Annotated in this window: 16 protein-coding genes; 9 read left to right on the plus strand and 7 right to left on the minus strand. The window is 66.0% G+C overall.

Annotated elements, in window-relative coordinates; genetic code table 11:
* The 3 genes from VF992_02385 to dinB all read left to right on the plus strand — a co-directional run.
* Positions 1-1,266 (plus strand): NADH-quinone oxidoreductase subunit M (locus VF992_02385; protein HEX9340006.1); only part of this gene is annotated, 1,266 nt, incomplete at its 5' end.
* Between the two features lies 1 nt (position 1,267).
* Positions 1,268-2,839 carry an NADH-quinone oxidoreductase subunit N gene (locus tag VF992_02390; protein ID HEX9340007.1) on the plus strand — a complete coding sequence of 524 codons (1,572 nt, stop codon included), beginning with the start codon at positions 1,268-1,270 and terminating at the stop codon, positions 2,837-2,839.
* 65 nt (positions 2,840-2,904) lie between these two features.
* Positions 2,905-4,017, plus strand: coding sequence for a DNA polymerase IV (gene dinB / locus VF992_02395; GenBank protein HEX9340008.1), 1,113 nt, complete (start codon positions 2,905-2,907; stop codon positions 4,015-4,017).
* A gap of 54 nt (positions 4,018-4,071) precedes the next feature.
* Here the strand turns inward: dinB and VF992_02400 are convergent, their stop codons facing one another.
* From VF992_02400 to VF992_02410, 3 genes are all read right to left on the minus strand, one after another.
* A complete protein-coding gene (locus tag VF992_02400) occupies positions 4,072-5,007 on the minus strand; it encodes a hypothetical protein (GenBank protein HEX9340009.1) in 936 nt (311 codons plus the stop codon).
* A gap of 8 nt (positions 5,008-5,015) precedes the next feature.
* Entirely contained in the window at positions 5,016-5,228 is a 213-nt protein-coding gene (locus tag VF992_02405; protein ID HEX9340010.1) for a hypothetical protein, read from the minus strand.
* A gap of 101 nt (positions 5,229-5,329) precedes the next feature.
* On the minus strand, positions 5,330-6,724 hold the full coding sequence (locus VF992_02410; GenBank protein ID HEX9340011.1) for an NADP-dependent malic enzyme: 1,395 nt from the start codon (positions 6,722-6,724) through the stop codon (positions 5,330-5,332).
* Between the two features lie 148 nt (positions 6,725-6,872).
* Here VF992_02410 and VF992_02415 point away from each other — a divergent pair, with 148 nt between their 5' ends.
* Together VF992_02415 and VF992_02420 are read left to right on the plus strand one after the other, a co-directional pair.
* The gene (locus VF992_02415; protein HEX9340012.1) at positions 6,873-7,607 is read left to right on the plus strand and encodes a DUF5781 family protein; all 735 of its coding nucleotides are present in this window, start codon (positions 6,873-6,875) and stop codon (positions 7,605-7,607) included.
* Positions 7,608-7,663: 56 nt separating this feature from the next.
* Positions 7,664-8,539, plus strand: coding sequence for an Mrp/NBP35 family ATP-binding protein (locus VF992_02420; GenBank protein HEX9340013.1), 876 nt, complete (start codon positions 7,664-7,666; stop codon positions 8,537-8,539).
* Positions 8,540-8,560: 21 nt separating this feature from the next.
* Here the strand turns inward: VF992_02420 and trxA are convergent, their stop codons facing one another.
* Complete coding sequence (gene trxA / locus VF992_02425) at positions 8,561-8,968, minus strand: thioredoxin (protein HEX9340014.1); 408 nt, start codon at positions 8,966-8,968, stop codon at positions 8,561-8,563.
* Between the two features lie 44 nt (positions 8,969-9,012).
* A complete protein-coding gene (locus VF992_02430; GenBank protein ID HEX9340015.1) occupies positions 9,013-10,338 on the minus strand; it encodes a DUF835 domain-containing protein in 1,326 nt (441 codons plus the stop codon).
* 149 nt (positions 10,339-10,487) lie between these two features.
* Between VF992_02430 and VF992_02435 the strand changes: the two genes are divergently transcribed.
* From VF992_02435 to VF992_02450, 4 genes are all read left to right on the plus strand, one after another.
* A complete protein-coding gene (locus VF992_02435; protein HEX9340016.1) occupies positions 10,488-11,780 on the plus strand; it encodes a hypothetical protein in 1,293 nt (430 codons plus the stop codon).
* A gap of 175 nt (positions 11,781-11,955) precedes the next feature.
* A complete protein-coding gene (locus tag VF992_02440; GenBank protein ID HEX9340017.1) occupies positions 11,956-12,903 on the plus strand; it encodes a polyprenyl synthetase family protein in 948 nt (315 codons plus the stop codon).
* Between the two features lie 12 nt (positions 12,904-12,915).
* A complete protein-coding gene (locus tag VF992_02445) occupies positions 12,916-14,013 on the plus strand; it encodes an NAD(P)/FAD-dependent oxidoreductase (protein ID HEX9340018.1) in 1,098 nt (365 codons plus the stop codon).
* 27 nt (positions 14,014-14,040) lie between these two features.
* Entirely contained in the window at positions 14,041-15,264 is a 1,224-nt protein-coding gene (locus VF992_02450; protein HEX9340019.1) for an MBL fold metallo-hydrolase, read from the plus strand.
* An 84-nt stretch (positions 15,265-15,348) separates the two neighbouring features.
* On the opposite strand, the gene VF992_02455 is transcribed toward VF992_02450, so the two are convergent.
* Together VF992_02455 and VF992_02460 are read right to left on the minus strand one after the other, a co-directional pair.
* On the minus strand, positions 15,349-16,566 hold the full coding sequence (locus VF992_02455; GenBank protein ID HEX9340020.1) for an NAD(P)/FAD-dependent oxidoreductase: 1,218 nt from the start codon (positions 16,564-16,566) through the stop codon (positions 15,349-15,351).
* Positions 16,566-17,309: a helix-turn-helix domain-containing protein gene (locus VF992_02460; protein ID HEX9340021.1), complete on the minus strand. Its 744-nt coding sequence runs from the start codon at positions 17,307-17,309 to the stop codon at positions 16,566-16,568. Before VF992_02460 ends, VF992_02455 begins: the two co-directional genes overlap by 1 nt.
* Between the last annotated feature and the right edge of the window lie 61 nt (positions 17,310-17,370).

Below are 17,370 nucleotides of genomic sequence, written 5' to 3' on the forward strand. Positions count from 1 at the left end.
TTCGGCGCCGACGAACTCTCCGTCGTCCTCGTCTTCCTGAACGCCCTGCTCACCCCGCTCGCCCTCGCGGTCTCATGGGACGAGCACCATCGCGTGCCTGCATTCTTCGCGACCTTCCTGTTCATGGAGACCACGATCACCGGGGTCTTCCTGTCCCTCGATCTCTTCCAATTCCTGATCTTCTGGGAGGTCGGCCTCGTCCCGATGTACCTCATCATCGCAGTGTGGGGCGGTCCCCGGAAGAAGTACGCCGCGATCAAGTTCTTCATGTACACGTTCCTCGCTTCCTTGCCGCTCCTCCTGGCCGTGTTCGCCTTCTACTTCTACTCGAGCCCGCACACGTTCGATATGCGGGAGCTCATTGCGACCGTGCCCATCCCGCGGGAGGTCGGGGACCTGATGTTCGTCGCCCTGCTCATCGCGTTCGGGACGAAGCTCCCGACATGGCCTCTGCACACGTGGCTCCCGGACGCCCACGTCGAAGCGCCCACCGGCGGGTCCGTCATCCTCGCCGGGATCCTGCTGAAGCTCGGCGGCTACGGGCTGATCCGGTTCAACGTGCAGATGATCCCCCAGGCCGCGATTGACATGTACTGGCTCCTCGCCGCGGTGGGCGTGATCTCGATCCTGTACGGCGCCGTCGTGTGCCTCGCGCAGGACGACCTCAAGCGCATGGTCGCGTTCTCGAGCGTCAGCCACATGGGGTTTGTGACCCTCGGGATCGCCGCCGGAGTGTACGGCTACACGCAGGTCGGGCTGAGACCCGGGGCCGTGCTCGGCTTCAGCGGCGCGATCTTCCAGATGTTCGCGCACGGGCTCGTGGCCGCCGCCCTGTTCATGGTCGCGGGCTCGCTCGGCCACTCCCTCGGCACGCGGAACATCTCCGAGCTCGGCGGGATCGCGAAGAAGGTCCCGCGCCTGGCGACGTTCATGATGATCTCGTTCCTGGCGTCCCTCGGGCTCCCCGGCCTCGTCGGGTTCGTCGCGGAGTTCTCCGTCTTCCTCGGGGTCTACGCCGCGTTCGGCCTGTGGGTCTTCATCCCGATCCTGACCGTCATCCTGACGGCGGCGTATTTCATCTGGGCGATGCAACGCTCGATCTTCGGGCCGCTGAACCCGAAGTGGGAGGGCGCGAAGGACCTCCACCGCTTCGAGGTCGCGCCGCTCGCCGTCCTCGCGGCATCGTTCGCGGTGTTCGGCATCGTGCCGGTGCTCCTTCTGGACCTCCTCTCGACGTGGTCGAGCGGCATCCTCGGAGGGCTGTGAGGTGTCGAGCTACACGGTCTTCCTCCCGGAGGCGATCCTCGTCGTCACGGCGCTCGCCTCGGCGGTCCTAGGGTTCGCATGGCGGCGCCGGCCGGAGGCGCTATGGGCACTCGCCTTGGTCGGTACCGGCCTCGCGGTGTTCATCACGCTCGACATGATGGGCCTCGGGATCACGACGGCGCTGCGCGTGTCTCTGTGGCCGTCCCCCGTCGGCGCCGAAGGCGACTTCACCGCCGAGCTCAAGATGGACGTCGACCGATTCGCGCTCTTCTTCCAGGTGATGTTCGAGTTCGTCGCCCTTCTCGCGATCCTGGCGTCCCGAGGCTTCATCCAGAAGGAGGAGCCGCACCAGGGCGAGTACTACGCGCTCATGCTCCTCGCGATCGTCGGCATGATGTTCACCGCCGCGGCGACGGACCTGTTCGTGCTTTTCCTGGCGTTCGAGACGTCGAGCCTGAGCACGTTCGCCCTCGTCGCGTACCGGAAGCGGGACAAGCAGGCGACCGAGGCGGCGGTCAAGTTCTTCATCATCGGCGCGGTGAGTTCCGGCGTCGTCCTGTTCGGCATCTCGTTGATTTACGGGATCGCGGGCACCACGTCGATCCCGTCGACGACGGACCTGGCGCTCTTGCGGACCCACCTCGACCTGACGGCGTACCCGGCGATCGAGCCCCCGCTGATCATCGCCCTCGTGTTCCTGATCGCGGGATTCGGGTTCAAGGTCGCCGTCGTCCCGTTCCACATGTGGGCGCCCGACGTGTACCAAGGATCGCCGACGACGATCAGCGTCCTCCTCACGTCTGCGTCGAAGAATGTCGGGATCGTCGCCCTCTTCCGGGTGTTCCTGATCGGCCTGCTGAACGTCCAGGTCGACTGGGTCGCAACCCTCGCGATCCTCGCGATTGTGACGCAGACCGTGGGAAACGTCGTCGCGATCCCGCAGCGATCGATCAAGCGCATGCTGGCGTACTCGAGCATCGCCCAGGCCGGGTACATCCTGATCGCCCTCGCCGTCGGTGCGGTCGCCATCCAGTCGACGTCGCCGACGGACAACGCCGCGAATGTGGCCGCGTACGGCCTCGTCGGCGGTATGCTCCATGTGTTCGTCTACGCGGCGATGAAGGCGGGCTCGTTCCTCGTCGTCGCGGGCACCGAGTCGCGCGGCGTCCCGGACGACATCGAGGCGTACAAGGGCCTGAGCCGGCGGATGCCGTTCCTCGCGTTCTCGATGATGGTCTTCCTCCTGAGCCTCGCGGGCATCCCCCCGCTCGGAGGGTTCTTCTCGAAATTCGTCCTCTTCTCGAGCGCCGTCAACGCGGCGGCGTTCAACCAGTGGTACCTCGCCCTCGCCGTGTCCGGGGTCTTGAACAGCGCCCTCTCCCTGTACTACTACGCGCGGGTGATTTGGTACATGTACATCCTCGAACCGGAGGAGGGGGCGACGAAGATCTCCGCCCCGCGGTCGATCGACGCTGCAGTGTTCATCGCCCTGGCGATCGTGATACTGACCGCCATTCTCGCAGCGTTCTTCCTCAACTACCTGATCCAAGCCGCCCAGGGGTTCTTCTTCTAGGCGTTCGATTCGCCCGTCCCCGTGGCGAAGGATTTTATCTCAGGACCCGTCCATGAGGAAGCGCCATGGCTTCGGCCTCCGCCGGATCGCGCGTCGTGTTGCACGTCGACATGGACGCGTTCTACGCCGCCGTGGAGATTCGGGAGAATCCCGCGCTGGAGGGCAAGCCTGTCGTCGTCGGCGCGGATCCCCGCAAGCATCCGCGCGGCGTCGTCCTCACGGCGAGCTACGAGGCCCGACGCTACGGCCTGCGGTCCGCGATGTCGTGCGTGGAGGCGCTCCGCCGGTGTCCCGACGCCATCTTCGTGCCGCCGCACTTCGAGCTGTACGGCCGGGTGAGCGGCGAAATCATGGCGACCCTCCGCGGCTTCGCGGATCGTCTCGAGCCGAGCGGGATCGAGGAGGGCTACCTCGACGTCACGAACCGGTGCGACGGGAACTTCTCCCGCGCTCAGGAGATCGCACGGGACATCAAGGCCGCGATACGGAGGGACCATCGGCTCTCCTGCTCAATCGGCATCGCGCCAACGAAGGCGCTCGCGAAGATCGCGTCGGACTTTGAGAAGCCCGACGGCCTCACGGTCGTCTCGCCCGACCACGTGGTCGAATTCCTCGCACCGATCCCGGTCCGGAAAATTTCGGGCGTCGGCCCGAAAACCGCCGAGCGGCTGAAGGAGCTCGGGCTCGAATCGATTGGCGACGTGCAGCGGACGAACCGCCAAGACCTCGTCGAGCTCCTCGGGGCGTTCGGGGAGTACGTTTACGACGTCGCCCTCGGTCGCGACGCCGGCGAGGTGGTCGAGCCGAGCGGCCCACCGGAATCAATCAGTACGGAGACGACCTTTGCGAAAGACCTCGACTCGTATAGCACGGTCTGGCCCGAACTCGAGGCGCTCGCGAAATCGCTCCACGAGCAGCTCCTCCTCGAGAAATACGCATACCGGACGGTCACCCTCAAGGCCCGATACTCGAACTTCGAGACGCACACTCGGTCGCGCAGCCTGAAGATCCACACGACCGACCTGGATCCGATCTTGACCCTGAGCCAGATGATGCTCAAGGAGGTCCTCGCGCCCGACCGGAAGGTGCGCCTCATCGGCGTGCGGCTCTCGCACCTGAAGGAGCACGCGGCGCCGCAGGCCACGCTCGCGAAATGGTCGACCATTCCGCCCGATTGAGCGGAAGAGCTGGTCTCGAGAAACCCGACGGACCGGCCCGAAACCAGAGGCCGCCTAGACGACCTTCACGTCGAGCGCCTTCTCGAGGTTCGGCATCTTGTTCGCCACCGTGAAGAACGGAGATCCGGCGAACAACAGCCCGACGGCGCGGCCGTCGTACCCGACGATCGTGCTCCCGGAATCTCCGCCCGCGCTGAAGGACCCGCGCTCGCCCTTGATGATCATCTGGTCCGTGAAGACGTAGGCGCCTGTCGCGTAGCCCACCCGGAGCGTCGCGCTCGCGTCCACCACCGCTCCGTTCGTGAGGCGCGTCGTGCGGCCGCTCTTCATCACCTTCTCGTCGAGCGTCGGCTCGCGGGTCCCCCGCAATCGGCCGATGTTCAGGATGTCCGGGGTCACATCCCGCGCGTCGAACGGGGCCGCGATTGCGGCGTCCACGAGGTTCGGACCTTCCGGGTCCACCGCGACGTACGTGTCGAGGCGACCGATCACGTCGCGGTCCGTCTTGCCGCCATCGAAGGTGCCGGGCTGGAGGACCGGATCCCCTTCGACGCCGCGGTTCTCATTCGCGAGGACGTGGTTGTTCGACAAGATGAACGTCTCGCCAGCGTCCTGCACGAGGCACGACATCGTGCCGGCGGTGATGGCGTAGTGACCGATCGACAAGCCGCCCATCGCGGGACGGACCTTCCGTTGGTAGATCGGCGGGATCGGGCGCCAGATCGAGAACTCGCCCGCCTCCTCGATGTCCGTCGGCACGCCCTCGATCTCGTCCGGGATCGTCCGACCGTCCTTCACGAGGAGGGGATGGAGCTTTTGGCGGACGTAGACCTTCACGACGAGCTCGTCCGTCGGGAAGCTGCGGACTGTGCGGTGGCCGATCCCCACCCCGACGACGTCCGGGTGGGTCGACGGCGTCAGTCCCTCCCTCTCGATCCCGAGGAGTTGGCACTCGCAGACGAGCTTCGCGTCTTCCGCGTTCGGCGTCATCCCACCCTTCACAGGGCCTTGAAGGTCCCCGTCACCACGACCTCGATGGGGATGTCGTCGAGCGAATCCGGGATTTGCGCTCGGATTCGAGGACTGTCCTCGTCCACGTAGATCCGGATGCAGTCCTTGCCGTCCTTACGCCCGATGCCGACCCCGACCACCCCCCGCATCTTCATGAGATGGGCCTCGTGTCGACGCTTCACTTCCTCCACGGACCCCATCGACGTCTCCATAGGAACGAGCGGACGATAAATCCGTCGACGGTTTTCCGGACCGAGAGGCACCGGTCGAGACCGGCAAGCCGGGAGTTCGACCGCCCGGGTCAGGGCGGGGGTGGCCGGATGAAGCCGTCCTGCATCAGGAACTTCGTCTCCTCGTGCGCGCGTCGGATCAGCGCGAGGGCGCCTTCGAGGAGCTCGTCGCGGCTCTTCGTGACGCGGGCGATCCCTTGGTCGATCGCCTTCCGGCCGACGGCGGCGGCCTCCCGGGCGAAGACGTCGATCTCCTCCATGGTCGGCACGATGTGCTCCTCGTCCAGCCCGCGCTCCTCCTGGACTCTCGCGAGCTCCTCCGCCGCGGCGATGCACATCTCATCTGTAATGGTCCGCGCCCGCACGTCGAGGGTGCCGCGGAAGATGCCGGGGAAGCCGAGGCTGTTGTTCACCTGATTCGGGAAGTCGCTACGGCCCGTCGCGATCACGCGCGCACCGGCTTCCGCGGCTTCCCACGGCCAGATCTCCGGCACGGGGTTCGCAATCGCAAACAGGATTGAGTCGTCTGCCATCGACGCCACCCAGTCCTTCTGGATGACGCCGGGTCCGGGCTTTGACGCCGCGATCACAACGTCGGCGTCGGCCATCGCCTCCGGGATGCCACCCTCGCGGCCTTCGGCGTTCGTCGTCTGGGCGAGTTCCCACTTCTCGTGGTAATCGGCCGCCGCCGCTTCGATGTCCGCGCGCCGACGACCGACGATCCCTTTCGAGTCCACGAGGATGAGGTGGCCCGGCTTCGCGCCGGCGGCGATGAGCAGCTTCGCCGTCCGGATGTTCGAGGCGCCCGCGCCGACGAGGGTGATCGTCACGTCAGCAACCTTCTTGCCCACGACCTTCAGCGCGTTGATGACGCCGGCCACGTTGATCGTCGCGGTCCCTTGTTGGTCGTCGTGCCAGACCGGGATCTCGCACTCCTTGCGCAGCCGCTCCAGGATGCCGAAACACTTCGGCTGCGCGATGTCCTCGAGGTTCACGCCACCGAACGAGGGCGTGATGAGCTTGACGGTCTCGGTGATCTTCTCCGGGTCCTTCGTCGCCAGCGGGACGGGGAACGCGTCGACGCCTCCGAGGTACTTGAACAGGAGCGCCTTGCCTTCCATGACCGGTAAGCCCGCTTCGGGACCGATGTCGCCGAGGCCGAGGACGCGCGTGCCGTCCGTGACGACGGCGACCTGGTTCCACTTGTTCGTCAGCGTCCAGACCTTCTCGGGATTCGCGTAGATGTCGAGGCACGGCTGCGCCACGCCGGGAGTGTACCAGATCGCGAAGTCGTTGAACGTCCGCACGGGGACCCGCGGGACGATCTCGATCTTGCCCTGATAGTACGGATGGTACTTCGCGGACTGCTCCTTCGGCAAGTTCGCCTTGCGGAGGTTGTCCGCCACCTCCTGTGGCGTCGGCGCCTTGACGTCCTTCGAGCGCGCGCGCTTCTTGGTCGCGACCATGGGAACACGAGAACGGGCGGCCGATGAGCAGAACGAAGTCGGATAAACCTTTGGTCCTCGGATGAAGGTCCGCGCCTGATCCGCGGAGTTCGTGCGTTCTTCCGATCCTCGCACGAAGCTTTTTCTGAATCGGTGGATTCCGATGGACGTGCTCCTCACGGTGGTGGACAAGGCGGGCGGGGGAGGGGTGCGGGAGGTCCGAGAGGCGTTCGAAACGGTCGAGCGCGGGTACGCGGAAGAAGGCTTGCGGCTGCGGTCGCCGGTCTCCGCCGAAATCGTCTCCATGCCGATCATGGGCGCCTCGAAATCCCTGAGCGACCGACACACGCTCTTCGTCTCCGTGCGGGCGGTGCAATCGGGGACACTTGACGGCCTCGTCGCCCACGAGATGGGCCACATGCTCCGCACGGAAGCCCGCCACGCCTCGCACGATCCGGACGTTTACGGAGCCGTCAGCCGGGAGGTGCGGATTCCCCAGGCGGGGGAGGATGCGTTCTCGCAGGCTTTCAACCACATCCAGGACATATACGCCGACGACCTGGCGTTCCTCGTCTTCGCCTCGGACGGCGGGGACCGAGCGTACCGATTCTTTGCGGGCTGGGTCGACGGGAACGCGGGGATGCGAGGCGAAGACCGCTGGCGGAACGTCGGGCTCGCGGTGAGCAACGGGTTCTCGCTCGGCAACCTGAGGCGGCACGCGCTGATCGCCGCGGATGACCCGCTATGGGTTCGAGCGCGGACGTTCGACCGGGAGGCCGGCTTCGTCACGGTCGACGCCCTCGCGGAGTTCTTCGCGAACCTCCCAAACGACCCTTCCGGGGCGGCGTTCCTTTTCGAGGTGCGGAGGCTTGCCAGCCTGATGACCAAGGCCGCCCAGACGTAGGTCGGCAACGTTTAATATACGCGCGAATCTGACTCCGTATCTCTCCCGGTGAAAACTTGGCCGAAGAACTCGAGACCGCGCAGATTCCCCCGCACATTATGGCGGCGATGCGCGAGCGCATGAAGATGGCGCAGCGAATGTCCCGCATCAAACACAAGATCGTCGTCATGTCAGGAAAAGGCGGTGTCGGCAAGACAACTGTTGCCGCCAATCTGGCGTGCGTCCTCGCCGAAGAAGGCGCCGTCGGCCTCGTCGACGCGGACGTCACAGGTCCCGACGTCGCGAAGATCATGGGCGTCGAAGACGCGCAGGTGAAGGCGACCGCGACGGGGCTCGAGCCGACGATCGGCCCTGCCGGGGTGCGCGTGATCTCGATGGCCCAGCTCATCGAGCGCGACACCGCGGTCGTCTGGCGAGGGCCGCTGAAGATCAAGGCGTTGAAGCAGATGCTCTCCGACACCGAGTGGGGCGACCTCGACTATCTCGTGATCGACCTCCCACCGGGGACGAGCGACGAGCCGCTCAGCGTCGCCCAGGAGATCCCCGACGCGGACGGCGCGGTCGTCGTGACGACGCCACAGGAGGTGTCTCTCCTCGACGTGCGTAAGTCGATCGCCTTCGCGAAAGCGGTGAAGCTGGACATCCTTGGAGTCATCGAGAACATGAGCGGGTTCGTGTGTCCGCACTGCGGCAAGCCGACGGACATCTTCAAGGTCGGTGGCGGCGAGGCCGCGGCAAAGGAGATGGGCCTGCCGTTCCTCGGCCGCATCCCGCTCGACCCGCGGATCGTCATCGGCGGAGACGCCGGCAAGCCGTTCGTGATCGAGCATCCGGACTCCGAGGCGGCAAAGGCGTTCCGAACGATCGTCGTGAACCTGAGGCCGCAGCTGAAGGAAGCGAAACCGCGCCCGACCGGTCCGCTCGCGCAGTGAGCCAGATCAAGCCGCCGTGGCTCACGTCCACCGATCGACGACCGCCTCGATTTGCGCCCGCGGCAGCGCGCCCACGAGGCCCTCCACGAGCTTCCCGTCCTTGAAGAGGAGCATCGTGGGGATCGAGCCGACCTGGAACCGAGCGGGCGTCTGCGGACTCTCGTCCACGTTCAGCTTGCCGAGGCGCATTCGGCCCACTCGAGCCTTCGCGATGTCTTCGAGGACCGGCGCGACGCGGTGGCACGGCCCACACCACTCCGCCCAGAAGTCGACGAGCAGCAGCCCAGGCCTGCGGACCTCCGCCTCGAACGTGGTGTCGGTCAAGGTGATCGGGCCGGTCCATGCCGGCGGCGCGGGCTTCGGCGCGAGTGCCGCGAGCAGCTCTTGACGCTTCCTCGCACGGATCGCCTCGAGATCGGGATCCTCCATGCGGAAACCCACTTGGACGGGCGGATAAAAGCCTTTGGTCCCGCTCAGCGTGGGATCTTCGTGACGGAGCCGAATTCCTCCGCCATCTGACCCAGGAGCCGGAGCTCGCGCCGGACGAGCGCGATCTCGCGTTCGCCGAACGCGGTCGGGTCGAACGGGACGAGGAGGATCGCCTCCCGCATCGCGACGGATTCGCTCAGGTCGTGCAAGAGGGCGAGGACCGAGCCGAAGTCGTTGTGCGACACGAGGTACTCGAACCCGTCGAGGAGGACGATCGGGTTCTCGCTCACCTCGATGAAATGCTCGACCGCCAACGCCACCTTCTCCGGTGGCGACGGCCGGATCGCGTTCTTCTCCGTCGCGACGCGGCTCAGCCAGAGCACGGGCGTCTTCTCGAGCCCGTATTCCGTCATGACGGACTTCGGCGAGCGACGGGTGATGCACAGGCCTTGCGCCCCGTGCGTCACGGAGTCCTTGAAGATCTCGAACGCCTGGCCCGCGTCCCGTTCCAGGACGGCGTACGCGTGGCCTCGGTCCAACTCGTACGTCGGCTTCGTGAGCAGGTGCGCCTCCGCCTCCGGCAGGATCAGTGCCTGCAGGAACGACTTCTCGCGGACCCCGAACGCGATCAGCCCGACGAGCGCCATCTCGACGATGAACCCGGGCGCCCGCAGGTCGATCCCGTTGTTCGGGAGAAAGATCTCGAAGAGGAGTTCGCCGACCGCAAACCCCGAGATCCCGAAGATGATGAGGAACGTGTCCCGCCGGACTTCCTGCCCGGGTTTCGTCTTACGCAGGTACGCGACGAACCGGTACGGAGCGTAAAGGATCAGCGTCGCCACCGCGAAACCGTTGATGAATAGGAAGTACGGCTCGAACGAGATCACGGTCGGGTTCGTCGAGATGACCTGGACCGGGGACACGAGGATCGTGATGATCGTGATGACCATGATGAACACGTAGAACACGTACGAGCTCGGGAACTCGTCCGTCATGTAGGCCGCGAAGTCCTTGCGCGAGCTGATCGCCGGCGTCGTCGCGACGACGATGAACGCGCCGATCGCGATCGCGAACAGGTAGTCGAACGTCGCCTGAACCCGCTTCGACAGGACGATGCCGTCTTTGAGAGACTGGATGAACTGTTGTCCCGGTTCGGTGACGTAGATCCCAATGAGGACGTTCGAGATGATCGCGCAGACCAGCAGGGAGACCGCGAACAACAGAACGTGCTTCTGGAACACCCGGTGCGTCTTCTGCCGCGCGATCGCGACGATGATGAGGATCGATAGGAATAGCGCGCTCGCGGCGCTCAGGTACGAGACGATGCTGTCGCTGGCGGCCAGGGAGAGTCCCCCGTTTCGACGCTGCACCAACACGCGTCCGGCAGGCTATTTAAGCGGTCCCTAGCGGTTATCCGGAGCGATTCCAGCCGCCCCGTGTTCTCAAGAATAAGAATCGTGGCGGAGAATCAACACGGGCTCGTTCATATGCACCGTGGGCAACGACTCTCCTGAATTCGGTGACGCTCCAACCCGCCGTCCCGCTCGGCATCAACCGGGAGGACCTGGAACTCCTGTCCCGGACGGTCTTACGCCTCGGCGGATACGCCGAAGGCCTCTTCGAGTTCCATGACTTCGGGTTCGACAAGGCCTCCTTGCGGGACCACATCACGAACGTTCACAAGGCTTTGAAGGAGCTTCGGGAGAACTCGACCTCAGGCGGCATCCCCCTGCGTCCGCCGAACATCCCGCCTGGGGCGTTCTGGGAGGACCAAGGCGAGGTGTGGAACTACCTGCAGACGCTCCGTTTCGCGGCGGGGGCGACGATGATGACGGAGCAGTTCAGCCCTCACATGCCGCGGGAGAACATCGCGAAGACAATGACCGCGAAGGTCTACCGGGAATGCGTGATCGGCATCCTGGACGACCTGATCGACAAGGGGGCGTACTCGTACCTTGAGGCGAAAGACCTGCACCACATGGTCCTCAGCACGATGTTCGATCCGGACTTCGATTCGACGTCGTTCATGAAGCGCCTGGTGACGATGCTGCGCCAGGACCAGATCCCTTTGTTCGACTTGATCAACAACATCACCCGCGGGTTCAACGTCCTCTGGAACCACGCCCCCCATGGGGCCGACTACTTCTATCAGATGGAGATCATGAACGAACGCGTGGCCCTGAGCCAGGCCCTGACGATGTACCAGAAGGAACCGAACTTCTCGGTCGGTCGGATGGAGAAGGTCTCGGAGAGCTTCTACGCGCCCGACGACTCAATCAATTGGTGGGAGAAGCTCGGCGGGCACGTGAGCGTCGCGAGCGGGCACAACCTGATCGACATGGCCTTCACCGACCAATCGTACGACCTCCGGCAGATGAAGAACTTCCTCGCAGGATGGTACTACTACGACGCCGCCGTGATCCTGATGGACCACGTGTCGAGCATCCACCAGGACCTCCGGAACGGGATTGCGAATCTCTCGCTCATCGCGATGCGGCAGAAGGAGCTCCGCGAGCTGACATCCCTGAAGAACTACAACCCGCACCTGACGATCGAGGACTACGACGCGCACCTGCGGCGCATCGCCGACCTCACGTCGATGGGGCTCCGCCTCGCGACGAAGGACATCCCGGACGAGAACCTCGTCTACCCGTTCATGACGATCATGATGCCCGTCGTCATGATGGCCGACTGGATCGGGAACCGGGATGACATGATCCATACATTCCTCGAGGCGATCGCGCCCACGGTCAAGAGCGTCGCGGCCAACGGCAAGGTCCCGATGCGGGCCGTCGCGTCCGTCGCGGATTAGGCCATCCGCAGGACCTGACCCCGCGGTGAAACGCCCGCCTGCTTTGCGACGGCGTGGGAGGCCGGACCCGCAGCCCCTGGGGCGCCGGCGGTCCGGTACCCAGGAAACGATTATATAAGCCGATTTGATAGCACGGATTGGGACGGCCCCGATGACGGGTTCGCACGATTTTGGCGTGACCAAGGAACTCGCCCTCGTCGAGGAGCGGATCCGGGAGAGCATCGTCTCGGAGGAGCCTCTCCTCCATGACATCGCGGCCTACGTGATCGAGGCCGGGGGGAAGCGGATCCGGCCGATGGTCACCCTCCTCGCCTTCCAGGCGCTCGGCGGCACGGATGTCCGCCAGGCGATCGACCTCGCCGCCGCGCTCGAGATGATCCACAGCGCGACGCTCATCCACGACGACATCAACGACGGCGGCGAGATGCGCCGCGGCCGCCTCGCAGCCTACCGGAAGTTCGGCGTGCAGAACGCGCTCGTGACGGGGGACTTCCTCTTCGTCAAGGCGTTCGGCATCGGCGGCAAGTTCGACGCGGACATCGTCGAGCTCACGGCGCAGGCGTGCGCCGCGCTCGCGGAGGGCGAGATCCGGCAGCAGCGCCACGCGTACGATACGCACGTGAGCCGCGAGGAGTGCCTCGACATCATCCTCCGCAAGACCGCGCTTCCGATGATGGCGGGCGCGAAGATTGCCGGCCTGCTCGCGGGGGCGCGCCTCGAGGACGTCGACGCCGTCGGGGACTACGGCCTGAACCTCGGGATCGCCTTCCAGATCGTGGACGACATCCTCGACGTGGTCGGCGACGCCCTCCGGCTGGGGAAGCGGCCGGGGACGGACCTCCGGGAAGGGAACGTGACGCTCGTCGCGATCCACGCCCTGAACGACGGCAGCCGGATTGACGTGCCGGCCCTCGCCCGGCTGATCCGCAAGCGGCGCAAGCAGGAGGCCGACGTGCAACGAGGGCTCGCCCTCCTCCGCGACTCCGGCGCGATCGAGAAGGCGCGGGCCGAGGCCCTGACGTACGCCGAGCTGGCGAAGAAGGCGCTCGATCCGATCCCGGACAGCGAGGCGAAGGCGAACATGTACCGCCTCGTGGAGTACGTGTTGTCGCGCGACGCCTGAGGGGGCGCCGCGATGCCGACCCCCTACGACGTCCTCGTGGTCGGCGCGGGCCCCGCCGGGGGGACGGCGGCGCGGTACGCCGCGCGGCGCGGCCTCCGAGTCTTGCTCGTCGACAAGCGCAAGGAGATCGGCGTGCCGGTGCAGTGCGGCGAGTACGTCGCCCACAACGACGAGGTGCGGGCGATCTTCCCGACCGTCTCGGATCTGGAAGACCTCATGGAGATTCCGTACCGCGTCCGGGAGGTCGACACGCCGGTCATCCGGATCTGGTCGCCGGCGGGACGTCGCTACGACATCCCGTTTCGCGGCTTCACGGTCCGTCGGGACAAGATGGACCAGGGGATCGCCGACCAGGCGGCGGCGGAAGGCGCCGAGGTCGCGACCGAGACGACCGTCCTCCGCGTCCACGGCGAGGACGTCGAGACAAACCGCGGCAGCTTACGCGCGAAAGTGATCGTCGGCTCGGACGGTCCGCGCTCGACGGTCGCGCGGTCCGTCGGCCTCGAGTGGCCCGTGTCCGGACCCGCCATGAGCGCGACCGCAGAGGGCGACTTCGGCACGGCGACGGACCTGTACTTCGGGAACCTCGCGCCCGGCGGATACGCCTGGATCATCCCGAAAGCCGGCTGCGCGAACGTCGGCCTGGGCACGTGGGAGCATTTCCGCGGGAACCTCCGCGCGCTGTTCGACCGGTTCACCTTCGATCGAGGACTCGAGCCCGGCAAGGCGACGGGCGGGTTCGTGCCCGTCCAGGGACCGCCTCCGCGAACGGTCGCCGGCAACGCGATGCTCGTCGGCGACGCGGCGGGGATGGTCATGGCGACGAACGGCGGCGGGAACAACGTGGCGATGATCGCCGGCCGGATCGCGGGCCACACGGCGGCCGACCATCTCCTCGACGGCACGCCGATCGACGCATACGAAGAGCGCTGGCGTTCCGCCGTTGGCGGCCCGCTCGCGCAAGGCGTGCGGATCAAGCACCTCGCGGACCGCTTCTTCGGGAGCGATCGCCTCTTGGAGTTGTCGATGGTCCTCCTCGGTCGGCGGCGGATGGCGCGCGCGATCCGCTGCCAACCGCTGTTCGTGCGGGGCAGCGCCAGTCTCTTATAGCGGCCCGAAGTATCGAATCGGGAACCGATGGACTTTCAATTCCTCGGCGGGGCGTCCGAGGTGGGCCGCCTCGGGATGGTCCTCAAGAAAGGGCCGATCTCCCTCCTGTTCGACTACGGGCTGCTCCCGCGAGATCCGCCGCAGTATCCGATGCCCGCCCCTCCGGTGGACGGGATGTTCATCAGCCACGCGCACCTCGATCACACGGGGATGATCCCGTGGGTGACCCGCCGCCAGGACCTCGACGTCGTGCTGACCCCGTCCACGGCGGACGTCACGGACCTCCTCCTCCAGGACAGCCTGAAAATCGCGGATGCGGAGGGCTTCGACGCGCCGTTCGACGACGGCGATCTGCGGGGCGCCCGGCGGCGCTTCAAGACGATCGACTTCGGGGACAACGTCGACATCGGCGACCTCGAGGTCACCGCGCATCCGGCGGGCCACATTCCCGGCGCGACGATGTTCGAGGTGAATGGGACGGAGACGACCGTCTTCACGGGCGACCTGCACACGCTGACGACGGACCTGGTGTGGGGCGCCCGGCCGGTGAAGTGCGACACGCTCTTCATCGAGTCGACGTACGCGGGGCGCCAGCATCCGGAGCGGCTCAAGTCGGAGCATGCGTTCCTGAAGAAGATCGAGCAGGTCGTGAACCGCGGGGGCCTCGCGCTCGTACCCTCGTTCGCCGTGGGCCGGACGCAGGACATCCTCTTGACGCTCGCCAAGGCCCGCCACGAGGTCTGGCTGGACGGGATGGGGAAGAAGGTGAACTCGATTTACGTCGAGCACCCGGAGTACCTCCGGTCCGTCAAGGCCCTGCGGAAGGCGATGAACCGCGCGCGCGTCGTGCGAGGTCGGAGGGACTCGCAGCTCGCGTTGCGGGGCGACGTCATCGTCACGACGAGCGGGATGCTCGATGGCGGGCCCGTCTTGCGGTACATCGAGGAGATCCGGGAGGACCCTCGCAGCGCGATCCTCTTGACGGGCTACCAGGTCGAAGGCACGAACGGACGGCGGCTCATCGACGAGGGCGTGATCGAACTCCACGGCGTCACGGTCGACATCAAGTGCGAGTGGCAGAAGTTCGATTTCAGTGCCCACGCGGGCCACGACGACCTCGTTCGGTTCATCGAGGGATGCGATCCGCAGCGGGTCGTCCTGATGCACGGGGAGAACCGCCAGATCTTGGCGGACGCCCTCGAAGGACGCGAGGTCCTCCTCCCTCTGGAAGGCCAGTGGCACACATTGTGACCGGATGCCCCGGACATCGGCCGGGCTTCCTCTCGTTGGCGGGTCGTGCCGCTCCGTCGAGCGAGGACCGCAGGGGCGGACCCGTCAGATGCCGACGTTCCTCGCGATCATCGCCCGCAATGCCTTCCCCACGTACTTCAGGAGCCGCGGGTCTTCCTTGATCAGGGCCCAACCCACCTTCGACGGGAAGTCAATGTCGCCCTTTCTCTCGATCAAGTCGCGGATCTCGGGACTGTCGAAGATGTCGAACAGCTCCTCGAACTGCGCGTCCGTGAGGCGCGCGAAGCTTTCGTGAATCGCGAGGTCCTTCCGGAGCTCCTTTCCGATCGATCTTGTCCACGCCCGGTGGTAGCGGTGGAGCATCCGCCCGGAACAGTCGTTCGCCTGGAGGGCCTCGATCGCCGTCCTCGCGGCGAGGTCGGAGCACGTCAGGGCCGTGAAGATGCCACCGCCGGAAACGGCCTTCGCCTGGCACGCCGCATCGCCGACGATCATGACGTTGTCCGCGTACGTCCGGCGCGGGAATCCGAGGGGGATCCCGCCCGCGATGTACAGGATCGGCTGCGCTCCCTTCGTGTACTGTCGCACCTCGGGGCGTTGCAGCATTCTCTCGAGGTAGGCGTACGCGTTCCCCTGGCCGACGCACAGGCCGACGCGGGCCGTGTCGCCGCTCGGAATGATCCAGCCGAAGAAGCCCGGGGCGATGTCGCTCCCGATGAAGAGCTTCACGAATCCCGGGTCGCCGCGCACCCCGGTCATCTCGACCTCGAATCCGGGGAGGATCTTCTTCGGACGCAGGATGTTGAACCATTTCGCGACGTTCGAACGGACACCGTCGCAGCCCACGAGGATCTTGCAACGCAGCTTCCTCGGCTGTCCGTCCTGATCGACGACGACCTCGACGCCGCCGTCCTCGCGTCTCGCGGCTTGTGCCTGAGCGCCGAGGAACGTGTGCGCGCCCTTCCGGACCGCGTCCGTGGCGATGGCGCGGTCGAACATCGCCCGTTGCACGACGACGGCCTCCGTATCGCGCCCGTCGATGACGAGCTTGCGGCCCGAAGGCGAGTACAGCTCCGCCCCATGGACCGCTCCGATGATCGTCTCCTTGCAGTCCACGTACTCGAAGACCCGCGGGGTGACGAGGCCGCCGCACTGGATCGGCTCGCCGATCTCGCGGTGTTCCTCGACGAGGGCGACCTCGTATCCGGCCTTTGCGACCCTGCCTGCGAGGTAGCCCCCGGCCGGCCCGGCACCGATCACGATGACATCGAAGGAGCGCGCCGAGGAGACCACGTGCGGCATCACTCCTTCAGGTTCATGATGATCTCGAGGAAGTTCTCCAGGTGCTTCGACAGCGACGCGTTGTCGGTATACCCGCACGCGGACAGGTCCGGCGCGGCGATGAGCGCGGACGCGCCGTCCACGATGACGTCCGTGGCGATGAGACCCTTCCGGTGGACGGACGACGCTCCCTCCGGAATCTTCTGCCCCGGCTCCGTGATGATCGTGAATCGGATGCCGCGGGCGATCGCCTGCTCGATTTTCTTCCCCACGTTCTCCCGGATCTCCGAGAACGTCGGCGTCGACACGATCACGTTCTCCATCGACTGATCGATGAGCTCGCCGACCTTCTCGAGGACGCGCGGCTTCGTCACGATCGTGTAGACGAGCTGCGGCTCGCCTTTCGACCTCAGGACTTCGTGGAGCAGGTCGAGCTTGGTGAACGTGTCCTCCAGGTGCTCGATGACGCGGCCCTTGACCTTCCCGGGCGCCTCCGGCTTGAAGATCGTCGGGCGGCCCCGGGTCGAGATTGCAAACCCTTTCTGGCAGAGGCTCTGCAAGACCTTGTACGCGGAAGTGCGCGGAATGTGCGCCGTCTCCGCGATCGTCTCCGCGCTCCCGTAGCCGTGGGCCACGAGGGCGATGTACCCGCGCGCCTCGTATCCCGAGAGCCCGATCGATTCGAGGGTCCTCGTGGCCCGATCGAACTCCGCCTCCAGGTCCGCACCCCCGGCGAGGAGCTTCGACAAGTCTTGCGGAACCACGATTCCACGATACCCTAGGGCGCCATTTGACCTTTTCGAAAGGGCCGCGTGCGGGCCGGGC

The organism is Thermoplasmata archaeon, assembly GCA_036395115.1.
In the GTDB taxonomy this organism is placed as follows: domain Archaea; phylum Thermoplasmatota; class Thermoplasmata; order RBG-16-68-12; family RBG-16-68-12; genus RBG-16-68-12.